Annotated in this window: 7 protein-coding genes; 5 read left to right on the top strand and 2 right to left on the bottom strand. The window is 39.5% G+C overall.

Annotation, left to right across the window (positions count from 1 at the left end; translation table 11 throughout):
* Positions 1–541 precede the first annotated feature (541 nt).
* Positions 542–3,862, top strand: coding sequence for a preprotein translocase subunit SecA (gene secA / locus BUC07_RS02505; RefSeq protein ID WP_073165076.1), 3,321 nt, complete (start codon positions 542–544; stop codon positions 3,860–3,862).
* 57 nt (positions 3,863–3,919) lie between these two features.
* The gene (gene lgt, locus BUC07_RS02500) at positions 3,920–4,738 is read left to right on the top strand and encodes a prolipoprotein diacylglyceryl transferase (protein ID WP_073165073.1); all 819 of its coding nucleotides are present in this window, start codon (positions 3,920–3,922) and stop codon (positions 4,736–4,738) included.
* Positions 4,739–4,786: 48 nt separating this feature from the next.
* Here lgt and BUC07_RS02495 read toward each other — a convergent pair whose 3' ends face one another.
* Both BUC07_RS02495 and BUC07_RS02490 read right to left on the bottom strand, forming a co-directional pair.
* Positions 4,787–7,033: a GH92 family glycosyl hydrolase gene (locus BUC07_RS02495; RefSeq protein WP_073165070.1), complete on the bottom strand. Its 2,247-nt coding sequence runs from the start codon at positions 7,031–7,033 to the stop codon at positions 4,787–4,789.
* Positions 7,034–7,181: 148 nt separating this feature from the next.
* Entirely contained in the window at positions 7,182–7,742 is a 561-nt protein-coding gene (locus BUC07_RS02490; RefSeq protein WP_073165067.1) for a hypothetical protein, read from the bottom strand.
* 48 nt (positions 7,743–7,790) lie between these two features.
* Here BUC07_RS02490 and BUC07_RS02485 point away from each other — a divergent pair, with 48 nt between their 5' ends.
* The 3 genes from BUC07_RS02485 to argS all read left to right on the top strand — a co-directional run bounded on the left by BUC07_RS02485 (position 7,791) and on the right by argS (position 12,080).
* On the top strand, positions 7,791–8,591 hold the full coding sequence (locus tag BUC07_RS02485; RefSeq protein ID WP_083578055.1) for an aminotransferase class IV: 801 nt from the start codon (positions 7,791–7,793) through the stop codon (positions 8,589–8,591).
* 268 nt (positions 8,592–8,859) lie between these two features.
* On the top strand, positions 8,860–10,170 hold the full coding sequence (locus tag BUC07_RS21510; protein WP_073165064.1) for an OmpA family protein: 1,311 nt from the start codon (positions 8,860–8,862) through the stop codon (positions 10,168–10,170).
* Between the two features lie 116 nt (positions 10,171–10,286).
* The gene (gene argS / locus BUC07_RS02475) at positions 10,287–12,080 is read left to right on the top strand and encodes an arginine--tRNA ligase (RefSeq protein ID WP_073165061.1); all 1,794 of its coding nucleotides are present in this window, start codon (positions 10,287–10,289) and stop codon (positions 12,078–12,080) included.
* The last annotated feature ends 296 nt before the right edge of the window (positions 12,081–12,376 follow it).

The raw sequence follows: 12,376 nt of genomic DNA, 5'->3' as shown, positions 1-12,376 counted from the left end.
AGTACATAAAGTTTAAATGTTAAAAAATCTACATTATATGTTATAAGCAAATATTAAAATTATTTATGATACATCAGCCAAATCGTTTTATTAAAAATATAAAAAATATTGCATCAATGCAACATATCTTACTATGTTTTAAAAACTTTCTTTCCTTTCTATTTTTTGTTATCTCTTATTACTTTGAATAAACTTTACAATTTATAAGAATTTTATAACTATTGATCTTTCAGTATCTTTGAGAACATTTGATTAATGTTAGTTGTACCTCTGTGTAAACCTCTCTGTGCTAATTACAATTTGGTTGAAATTTAAATTATTTTTAATGAAGTGAATGATGTGTGTTAGTACTTAATTTTAAAATATATTAAACATTTGTTCTATATTGAACGTCAAATCATGAAATTGAACCGGAGTATATTTTTTCGTCATTTTTATTTTTATAAGTATTTTCAGTTAAAAACATTTTAATCGTTTTTTTACCCTGTCCAATTAACTAAATTTGCAAACGCATTTTTAGTAAAGAATAAATTTAAGCAAAATGGCATTTGTAACTAAAATACTGGGAAAAATTCTCGGTAATAAATCGGAGAGAGACATCAAGGAAATATCCCCATTGATTGAACAAATTAAAAAAGAATATGAGCGCCTGAACAGTAAATCGAATGATGAACTGAGGGAAGAAACCGATGAAGTTCGGAAAACGATAAAGAAAAGAATTGAACCCGAAGAAAATGAAATTGAAAGCCTGAGAGCCAAGGCAGAGGAAGTTGAAATTCAGGAAAGCGAAAAGCTATACGAACAAGTTGATAAGTTAGAGGAAGTAATCAACGAGAAAATTGAAGAAGTTTTAAATGAAGTACTCCCCACGGCCTTTGCTATTGTAAAAGAGACTGCCAGCCGTTTTTTTGAAAATGAAACCGTTGAAGTAACTGCCCGGGAATACGATAAAGATTTGGCCTCAGAGCGCGACAGCATTTCTATTAAAGGAGACAAAGCTCTTTGGAAGAACAAATGGATTGCCGGTGGTACTGAGATTACCTGGGATATGGTTCATTACGATGTTCAGCTGATTGGCGGCGTTGTATTGCACCAGGGTAAAATTGCCGAAATGGCGACCGGTGAAGGGAAAACGCTGGCTGCTACTCTGCCGGTTTTTCTGAATGCCTTAGCCGGGCGGGGAGTTCATCTTGTAACGGTGAACGATTACCTTGCCAAACGAGATGCGGAATGGATGGGACCTATTTTCGAATTCCATGGTCTTACAGTTGATTGTATCGACAAGCACCAGCCCAACTCCGAGGCGAGACGAAAAGCTTACAATGCCGATATTACTTATGGTACAAATAATGAATTCGGATTCGACTACCTGCGTGACAACATGTCAATAAACCCCGGTGATTTGGTTCAGCGTAAACATCATTACACCATAGTTGATGAGGTTGACTCGGTGCTGGTCGATGATGCCCGTACCCCGCTTATCATTTCAGGACCTGTGCCAAAAGGCGAGCATCAGCAGTTTGAGGAGCTGAAAGGTTATGTTGAAAAACTTTACAAAGTACAGCGCGAGCTGGTAAACCAAATTTTCATCGATGCAAAACGGCTGCTTACTAAAGAAAATCCTACTGAAGAAGAACGCAAAGAGGGGGGGCTTTTACTTTTACGGGCCCACAAAGGGTTGCCGAAAAATAAATCGATAATTAAATTTTTGAGCTCAGAGGGCATGAAGTCTATCCTGCAAAAAACCGAAAACTTTTACATGCAGGATAACAATAAAAATATGCATATTGTTACTGATCCGCTCTACTTTATTATTGAAGAAAAGATGAATTCGGTTGAATTGACCGACAAAGGAATCGACCTTATTTCACAAGGATTTGACGATAATGAGTTTTTTGTACTTCCTGACATGGGAAGCACAATGGCCGAGCTGGAAAATTCCGGTTTGCCGGAAGAAGAAATTATTGAGAAGAAAGATAAACTGCTCCAGGATTACGCCGTGAAATCGGAACGGGTTCATACCATAAATCAGTTGTTGAAAGCCTACACCATGTTCGAAAAAGATGTGGAATATGTGGTTATCGACAACAAGGTGAAAATTGTGGACGAACAAACCGGGCGTATTATGGAGGGGCGTCGTTATTCCGATGGATTGCACCAGGCCATTGAGGCAAAAGAACGGGTGAAAGTGGAAGCCGCTACACAGACATTTGCTACTATTACGCTGCAGAATTATTTCCGTATGTACCACAAACTGGCAGGTATGACCGGGACAGCCGAAACTGAAGCCGGGGAATTCTGGGATATTTACGAACTGGAAGTTGTGGTTATCCCCACCAACCGTCCTGTTATTCGTGAAGATAAGGAGGATTTGGTTTTTAAAACCAAAAGGGAAAAGTACAATGCTGTGGGCGATGAAATTGTGAACCTGAATAAAGCAGGACGACCGGTTCTGGTTGGTACCACTTCTGTGGAAATATCAGAACTGCTTAGCCGGATGCTGAAAATGAAAGGTATCAAACACAATGTGCTCAATGCCAAACTTCATGCCCGCGAAGCCGAAATTGTTGCCGAAGCCGGACGCACCGGAGGTGTAACCATTGCCACTAATATGGCCGGTAGGGGAACGGATATTAAACTGGCACCCGAAGTAAAAAAAGCCGGTGGATTGGCCATTGTTGGTACCGAACGACATGATTCACGACGAGTGGACAGGCAGCTGCGCGGACGCGCAGGTCGCCAGGGAGATCCCGGTTCATCGCAGTTTTATGTTTCACTCGAAGATGATTTGATGCGCCTCTTTGGCTCGGGACGAATAACCGGCGTAATGGATAAACTGGGACTGCAGGAAGGTGAAGTCATCCAGCATTCAATGATTTCAAAATCGATTGAACGGGCGCAGAGAAAAGTGGAAGAGAATAACTTCGGAATCCGTAAACGCCTGCTCGAATACGACGATGTGATGAACTCGCAGCGTGAAGTTATCTACAAGAAACGCAAGCATGCCCTTTTTGGCGAACGGCTCGAGGTTGATGTGCTCAACATGATGTACGATTCAGTTGAAGAACTGGTAAACAGTTATTACGGCTCCGACCAGTTTGAAGATTTCAACCTGGAACTCATGCGTTTGCTTTCAATGGAATCGCCGGTTTCGGCCGAGGAGTTTAAGCAGATGAACCCCGGAGAAATTACCGAAAAGATTTATGAAAAAATGATTGATGGCTACAACCGCAAAGTTGAAACCATTGCCAAACAAGCTTTTCCGGTCATCAAAAAAGTGTACGAAACAAAATCGCAGACTTATAAAAATATAGTCGTTCCCATTTCCGATGGTAAAAGGGTATTCCAGATTGTTTGTAACCTCGAAAAGGCATACGAAAATAAAGGAAAAGAGCTGGTAAAATCATACCAGAAACAAATTGTTTTGAATACCATTGATGAATCATGGAAAGAGCAGCTGCGCGAGATGGACGATTTGAAACAATCGGTACAAAATGCCACATACGAGCAGAAAGATCCGCTGTTAATTTACAAGTTTGAATCGTTCAACCTGTTTAAAATGATGGTGGAAAAAGTGAATAAAGATGTGGTTTCCACGCTGATGAAAGGACACATTCCAATTCAAAATCCTGATCAGATAAAACAGGCCGAAGAGCGTAAACGCATTGATATGAGCCGGTACAAAACGCAGAAATCTGATATGCCTGGAGTTGATAACCCGATGGAAGGCGCGAACACGAATACCGGTGAACGCTCCAAGCCTCAGCCGGTGCGGGTAGAGAAAAAAGTTGGCCGCAACGATCCATGTCCTTGCGGGAGTGGAAAAAAATACAAACACTGCCACGGAAGGGGAGCAAAATAACAGAATTGCGTTTCCCGGTTTATTGAAGTCGATTCATGTTGTAATTAATTGAATAAAATGATACACCTTTTAAGTTTTGTCCACTGGAATGTGAGCCCCGAAATTTTCAACCTGGGGCCTTTGTCAGTTCGCTGGTACGGATTGTTGTTTGCCTCTGGTTTTTTAATCGGGTACTACATTGGTGAAAAAATGTTTAGATCAGAAGGAGTTCCCCAGAAATGGATCGACTCACTATTCTTTTATATCATTATTGCCACAATTGTTGGCGCCAGGCTGGGGCATGTGTTTTTTTACGGATGGGATTATTATTCGCAAAACCCGTCCGAAATTATTAAAATCTGGCATGGCGGACTGGCCAGCCATGGTGGGGCAATCGGGATAATTATTGCCATGCTGATTTATTCGAAAGTGGTAACCAAACGAAATGTTTTATGGACCATCGACCGAATAGTTGTTCCCACAGCACTTGTGGCAGCCTTTATTCGCACCGGAAATCTGATGAACTCCGAAATATATGGTGTTGAAACCAACCTTCCCTGGGGATTCATTTTTGAACGCAACGGCGAAACCGTTCCCAAGCATCCCACACAAATTTATGAAGCTCTGGCGTATTTGCTCTCTTTTGCCGTACTTATGTTTTTATACCGGAAAACCCGATCGAAAAACAAACAAGGTTTACTTACCGGTGTATTTTTTATCTTCATTTTTACTGCCCGTTTCTTCATCGAATTTATAAAAGAAGACCAGGAGACTTTTGAAGCAACCATGGCACTGAACATGGGGCAGTGGCTGAGCATTCCGTTTGTATTACTGGGAATATTTTTGGTTTTGAGGGCCATTAAACTTCCAGAAAAAGTATATAAAAATAAAGCATAAAAAGGTTTTCCCTTTTATGCTTTATTTTGAAAATTTTGAGGTGAAGTTCTAATTTGAAAATTTCAGTTTTCCACCTTCTTGTAAATTCTCATGGGTAATTACTGGCTCAATTTCTTTTCCGTTTAGTTTAACTTTTGAAAAAGTGCCGGATGAATTTCCGGGCATAGATTCCAAAACAAAACTTTTACCGGAGTAATATTTTTTATCGAGATTAAGTGTAATCTTTTTGAAAACGGGCGATGAGAGTTGGTATTGGTTACTTGCAGGGCAAACCGGGTAAAAACCCATTGCACTGAAAACATACCAGGCCGAAATCTGTCCTGCATCATCGTTTCCCGGTAATCCGCCGGGGCCAACACTGTACTCTGTTTTCAGTAGCTTTTTAACGGTTTCCTGGGTTTTTTGCCAGTTCCCCGAATAATTGTACAGGTAAGGAATGTGATGTCCGGGCTCGTTGCCGTGCCAGTATTCTTTATTTGCAAAAAAATCGTCCAGTTTATTGGTGAATTTTTCAGGCCCTCCCATCAGTTCGATTAATCCTTTCACATCGTGAGGCACGTACCAACTGTAATGTTTGGGAGTTCCTTCGGTAATGTAAAATAGTTCACTGTTGGCATCAAATTCATCGGTAAATGTGCCATCCGAAAATTTACCGCACACCCAGCCTTTATCGGTGTCGAAAACATTGATGTAATTCAGCGCCCTGGCCGAGAGTTCCTCGAAATCTTCCTTTTTCCCTAATTTATTTGCTACCTGAGCAAGCGCCCAGTCGTTGTAAGCATATTCCAAGGTTCTTGAAACCTGCTCGCGCAGGTGAAATGCATGAGGTACTTCATCTTCAATTGGAATGTACCCAAACTCAAGGTAAGAAGTGAGTGAGCGGCGGCCTTTTCCGTCGATGTATTCTTCCAGGTTGTCGGGTGTTTCAAATGCATTTCTCCGCATATAGTGGTAAGCTTTTTCCGTATCGAATTCAAAACCTTTCATCAGAGCATCAGAAATAATGGAAATGCTGTGGTCGCCAATCATTGCTGAAGTATAGCTGTTCCACATGGGGAAGATTGGAAGCCAGCCTCCTTGTTCGGCTTTAACAATCAGCGATTTCACCATATCTTCATACTGTTCGGGCGCAATCAGGCTTAGCAGCGGCATTTGGGCACGGTAGATGTCCCAGTTTGAAAAGTCATCGTAATAGTCAAAATCTTCCGCTTTATGAATGGTTGAGTCGCCATCAAAACCGGGATATTCGCCATTTACGTCGCTAAAAAGCCGGGGGTGTAAAAAGCTGTGATAAAGGGCGGTATAAAATTTGGAAAGTTCATCTTCATTTTCTCCCTCGACATCAATCTTGGCCAGCATCGTATTCCATGTACTTTCAAGTTCCGTTTTTGTTTTTTCAAAATCCCAGTGCGGAATTTCTTCTTCCAGGTTTTTACGGGCATTTTCAATGCTGGTGAAAGATGTACCCACTTTCATTTTTACACTTTCACCTTCATTCAGGTTGAAAAAAACATAGGCTCCAATATTTTCTTTTTGTCCCTGCTCGGTGGATTCATGAAAAAATTCATTTTCAGCATAAGTGCCTGTTCTGGCAATTTCTTTATCGAATTGTGCTACAAAATACCCGGCAAAACCTGCTGGTTTCCCATTTCCGTTGTAAATACGGTGAACAGGATTGTACCCGGTAACTTCTCCTTTTTCTTTATTAATTTTTATATAACCTTCTCCTTCGTCGCTGTTAACATCAATGATTACAGCGGCATTTTCAGGTTCAAACCATGAAAATCGAAAAAAACCAGATCTTTTTGTTGCTGTAATTTCGGTAATAATATTGTTTTCGGGAAATATTCCTTTGTAATAAGCAGGAGATGAGGAGTCGGCATCGTACATGTATGTTGTTTTACGCTGCGAAGGCAAAAACGTGAAATTGTTTTTAATTGATGTTGGGAAAAATGTAAAACTTCCGTAGTCCTGTACACACGATCCACTGGTCCAGTGAGTAGCCCTGAAACCCTGCAGAGCCGGAGTTCCCCAATAAAAAGGAGCCACACATTTTTCTTCTGATGTGTGGGTTTGCGGAGTCCACTGGGTCATTCCAAATGGGGCAGTAACTGCCGGAATGGTTTGCCCGTAATCTACGTGGTCGCCGGGTTTCTCGCTGGAAGCCGGGGTGGATGATTTCCAGGTTCCGATGAGCATGTCAACATGCCGGAGGTAATTTTTTTCTTCTTTTCGTGAACAACTGACCAGAAAGGCAACAGCAAGAATAAATGCCGGAATGCGCAAAATTTTCATATCACAGGTTTTATAGGTTTAATAAAATGAAGGTTCAAAAATAATAAAAGGATATAATATGAACAGTAAAACCAAACTTAAAAAAGAAAAGATTTTGCTATTGGCAGAAGCTGGGCGCAAGCGAAAAATATTACATAAGGAATCAGGATTATAATGAATTAAAAAGTGCACAGATTTTTGATATGCCCTTGCCGCGTGAAATATTTTTTATCGGCGAAAGTCCCAGAAATTCTGTTCTGACCTGGTTGACATCTTGAAGATTTAAATCATTGCTGTTTGAAAATTTCTTTTGCTGAATTTTTATTGCAATTGCAGTTTTTAATGTGGCTGCCCTGACCCGTGTTGTTAACGGTGATTTTTTTGCCGGGTGGATATGGATATGTCGGTGGTTGTTGGCACCTTTTTTTATCACCCACATCGATTTGTCGGAGAGCTCAATTTTCCGGTATTCATTTGGCTGCAACCATTCCGAAAATTTTTCAGGAGAATTAATTTTTCGAGTTTCAAAATAAAATAAACATTCATTGCAAATCTCGGTTACATTTAATTTTCCGTAATATAAATCAGTCAGGTTGTTTCCAATAACTTTCATTTCATCTGTTATTTCGGGCCATTCCTTGTTTTGCCATATTTTAAGTTGTTGGAATATAAATCCTAAGTGGTGCTTGTGTGGATTAAACGTTAGCGGAAGCGGAATTTTATAAGCCATTTTCACATCAGATAAAACATTTGTGTAATTTTACTTTAAATTACAAAAATGAAGCAAACGCCAAAACATAATTATTTTATTTTTAATGGTGACTTAAAGCCTGTTTCAGATTTTGTTCCTTCAGAAAACGAGGGGGGCATTTATGAAGTTTTAAGGGTTGAAAAAGGAGTTCCTTTATTCGTGGAAGAACACATGGAGCGATTTTTTGCGTCGGCTGAAATTGCAGGCAAAACTATTCGATACAAAAAAGAAGAAATCATCAGTTTTATTAAAGAATTAATAGATGCGAATGATGTTACGTTTGGGAATATCCTTGTCTCGTGCAAAGTTAATCTGAAAGCTTATTTTATAGCACACCAGTATCCAAAAGCTTCCTGGTACAATTCGGGGGTGAAATGTGGAATTTTACATGGTGAACGGCGAAACCCCCATGCTAAAGTTTTTCAAACTTCAGTAAGGCAACGGGCTGATGAACTAATATCAGCCAAAGGTTTTTACGAAGTTTTATTGGTTGATAAATATAACCATATTACAGAAGGAAGCCGGAGCAATGTGTTTTTTGTTAAAGATAATACGGTAGTTACGCCACCCCAAAATGAAGTTTTACTGGGAATAACCAGGCAAAAAACTATTCAACTAACAACAGAATCGGGTATAATTTATAGAGAAGAGCACATATTTTTGAATGACATCCCAGACTTTCATGCGGTTTTTATAACCGGGACATCGCCCCAAATTTTGCCTGTTTCGCAAATAGACAACTTGATGTTTGATGCTCAAAACAATGTAGTACAATTACTTATAAGAGGATATGAAAAATTAACTTTCGAGTACATTTCAAAAAAATAATCGACATTAAATTCAATTGAAAAGAAAAAGTATTTTGTCAGCAACTCTTTATTGCTTTAAGAGCGGTGAATTATTTTAAAACATTCAAAATCAATACATATTTAAATTAAAAACTTTAAATAAATATAACTCTAATTATAAAAGAATAACTAAATTTGTTAAAAATGTATATATTGTTACATCTATTGTATAGTAGTTGTTTTGATAGGATGAAATAAATTGTTAAATTGGTCTCTTTAGAAATAAATTTTCAAAAAAATAAATAATTATGAAAAAGTTTACGCTTCTCTTTTTGTCCCTGTTTATAATGGGAACTGCATTTGCCCAAAACGCAGATAAAAAATGGGCAATAGGATTAGGGCCCGGTGTGTCGCAAAACCTCGAAAAAAATGAATTAAGTTTTCTGGGCGATTTTTATGTTAGCCGGTATTTAAGCCCCTCTTTTGATTTAATGTTGAAAGCCCAGGGTGGTTTTAATGACGATGGTATTGACTTTTTTAATCCTGTGCTGAATTTCAGGTTTAAATTTTTCAACGGCAGTATTTTATCTGAAACCAGTTCCATTCAACCCTATTTATATGCAGGGCCTGGTTACATGATGGACAACATGCAGGAAGGGGTGAATTTTAATGCCGGGCTTGGTTCAAAATTTCCTATCAGCCCCAATACCTCGCTTTACCTGGAAGCAGGATACATTCATGGTATCGAAGGTGAAAGGCATGTGGATGAAGTGTTAGAAACAGTTACCGATAATTTTATTAAACTTTCCGGAATTATTGAATTTGCCATAGGCGCAGCCAAAGATTCTGACGGCGATGGCGTTCCTGACAGAAAAGATGAATGCCCCGATACTCCTCCGGGGGTAGAAGTGGATGAAAATGGATGCCCGTTCGACCGCGATGGCGATGGCGTTCCGGATTATAAAGACGACTGTCCGGATGAACCGGGAGAAGCAAGATTTGATGGATGTCCTGACTCCGATGGCGACGGCATTCCGGATAAAGATGACGATTGTCCTGACACCCCGGGATTGGCTAAATTCAACGGATGCCCTGATACTGACGAGGACGGCGTTCCGGATCATAAAGATGAATGCCCCAATACGCCAAAAGGTTGCCCGGTTGATGAAGACGGATGTCCGCTTGATTCAGATGGCGACGGTGTAATTGACTGCGAAGACAGGTGCCCGACTGAACCAGGCCCTGCCGATAACGACGGATGCCCTGCTGAAGTAGAACTGGATATTCCGGCAGTTTACTTCGATTTCGATAAAGCTGAACTAAGGCCCGAAGCAATTCAGGAACTCGATGAGCTTGTTGAAACCCTGAGCGAAAGCAAGGAGTATGAAATTGTTGTTGGTGGCCATACCTGCAACATTGGAACAAATGAATACAATATGGATCTTTCAGAAAGAAGGGCCCAGTCAGTTGTGAAATATTTGCTTTCAAAAGGTATCAGTAATACTTATGTTGGTTCAAATTACTACGGCGAAGAAGACCCTGCTGTTCCCAACACATCTATTGAGAACAGAAGGAAAAACCGCAGAGTTGAGTTCGAAGAAGCTACAATTGTAAAATAATACTGTTTGAATAATAGTTTAAAGAGAGCCTTGCCTTTTGGTAGGGCTTTTTTTATGGCATGCATTTACCAAAAGTGTAATTTGTTATCTTTGTCGTTCATAAAAAAATATTGGCAATGAATATCGAGCAAGTACTTCATTCTGCAGTTGCAGAAGCATTGAAAAACCTATACAATTTTGAACCAGCAAGTAAATCAATACAGTTGCAGATTACCCGTAAAGATTTTGAAGGTGATATTACCCTGGTGGTTTTTCCTTTTTTGAAACATTCGCGCAAAAGCCCTGAGGAAACCGGAAAACAAATTGGGGAATATTTACAGGGAAATGTTGATGAAGTAAGATCATTCAACGTAATTAAAGGTTTTTTAAACCTTGTTATTGCTGATAATTATTGGATTCGTGTTTTAAAAAATGCACGAAAAGATGATGCCTACGGAACAAAACAGGAAGATGAGAATTCCAGGGTGATTATGGTTGAGTATTCATCGCCCAATACAAATAAGCCTTTGCATTTGGGCCACATTCGTAACAACCTGCTCGGTTATTCAATTTCAGAAATCCAAAAAGCAAACGGCAACAAAGTAGTAAAAACAAATATTGTAAATGATCGTGGTATCCACATCTGCAAATCGATGGTTGCCTGGAAAAAATGGGGAGAGGGTAAAACTCCCGAAAATACCGGAACCAAAGGCGATCATTTGGTTGGAGATTTATATGTTGAATTCGATAAGCATTATAAGGCTGAAATAAAAGAATTAATCGATAAGGGGGTTCCCCCGAAAGAAGCAGAAGCCAAAGCGCCATCAATTTTGGAAGCCCGCGAGATGCTACTTAAATGGGAAGCCAGGGATCCGGAGACTGTGGATCTCTGGAAAAGAATGAACAGCTGGGTTTACAAAGGTTTTGATGAAACCTACCGGAAGATGGGAGTTGATTTTGATACAATTTATTACGAATCGGATACCTACCTTGTGGGAAAAGAAGAAGTATTGCGGGGGGTGGAAGAAGGTATTTTTTACAAGGAAGAAGATGATTCAGTTTGGGCAGATTTAACCGAAGATGGCCTCGATAAAAAAATACTTTTACGCAGCGACGGCACTTCTGTTTACATGACCCAGGATATTGGCACAGCAAAAATGCGTTACAACGATTATTCCATCGATAAAATGGTTTATGTAGTGGGTAACGAACAAAACTACCATTTTCAGGTTTTGTCAGTTCTGCTCGATAAACTGGGGTACACCTGGGGAAAAGATCTTTTTCATTTCTCGTACGGAATGGTTGAATTGCCTTCAGGGAAAATGAAGTCGAGGGAAGGCACCGTGGTTGATGCCGATGATTTGATGGAAGAAATGATTAATGTAGCCCGAAACATGGCCGAAGAACTGGGAAAGCTTGATGCCCTGACTGCTGAAGAAACCGAAAAAACATTTGAAATAATTGCTTTGGGAGCACTCAAGTATTTTATTCTTAAAGTTGATCCGAAGAAAAACATGCTGTTTAATCCTGAAGAATCGATTGACTTTAACGGAAATACCGGCCCCTTTATTCAGTACACTTATGCCCGCATACAATCGGTTTTACGTAAGGCAGCAGAAAAAAACATCAACCTGGTAAGCGATGCCGATGAAAATATCAGCATTTCCGAAAAGGAGAAGTTAGTATTAAAACGAATATCGCTGTTTCCTGATATTGTTGCCGAAGCCGGGAAAAATTACAGCCCCGCAGTAGTTGCTAACTTTTGTTACGAACTGGTGAAGGAATACAACCAGTTTTACCACGACCATTCCATTTTAAACGCGTCTGAAAATAATATAAGGGATTTCAGGCTGGTTTTATCCGAAGCTGTTGGGAAAGTGATAAAAAGCGGTATGACATTGCTGGGCATTGAAATGCCCGAAAGAATGTAAAAAGGGGAACCACCCCCTTTTACTAAAATTTGATCTAATGGTTAAAGGAAAAGCATCCTTGTTATTATAATATTCTGGATTTTGCCGGAAGGTAACCCCCAAATTCTATTTTTTTTTGTTTTGGCAAAAAATACCTCAAACCATTTTCTTATTTACAAATAGATTGTATTTTTATGCAATGATTGTAATTCCTTGTAATTTAGGCGGATCAATCAATATGTTGATACTTTTCCGCTAAATTTTTTTTATTTTTTATAAAAATGAGGGTTACCTTTTTGAAATAAACCGAATTATAT

Origin of the sequence: Tangfeifania diversioriginum (genome assembly GCF_900141875.1) — a bacterium.
GTDB lineage: Bacteria > Bacteroidota > Bacteroidia > Bacteroidales > Prolixibacteraceae > Tangfeifania > Tangfeifania diversioriginum.
This window is presented reverse-complemented; position numbering and strand designations above follow the sequence as displayed.

What these genes read in the sequence shown, in the direction of transcription:
- BUC07_RS02485 (WP_083578055.1), top strand. Translation starts at nt 7,791, where the DNA reads ATGAAGCAAACGCCAAAACATAATTATTTTATTTTTAATGGTGACTTA.
- argS (WP_073165061.1), top strand. Translation starts at nt 10,287, where the DNA reads ATGAATATCGAGCAAGTACTTCATTCTGCAGTTGCAGAAGCATTGAAA.
- BUC07_RS02490 (WP_073165067.1), bottom strand. Translation starts at nt 7,742, where the DNA reads ATGGCTTATAAAATTCCGCTTCCGCTAACGTTTAATCCACACAAGCAC.
- secA (WP_073165076.1), top strand. Translation starts at nt 542, where the DNA reads ATGGCATTTGTAACTAAAATACTGGGAAAAATTCTCGGTAATAAATCG.
- BUC07_RS02495 (WP_073165070.1), bottom strand. Translation starts at nt 7,033, where the DNA reads ATGAAAATTTTGCGCATTCCGGCATTTATTCTTGCTGTTGCCTTTCTG.
- lgt (WP_073165073.1), top strand. Translation starts at nt 3,920, where the DNA reads ATGATACACCTTTTAAGTTTTGTCCACTGGAATGTGAGCCCCGAAATT.
- BUC07_RS21510 (WP_073165064.1), top strand. Translation starts at nt 8,860, where the DNA reads ATGAAAAAGTTTACGCTTCTCTTTTTGTCCCTGTTTATAATGGGAACT.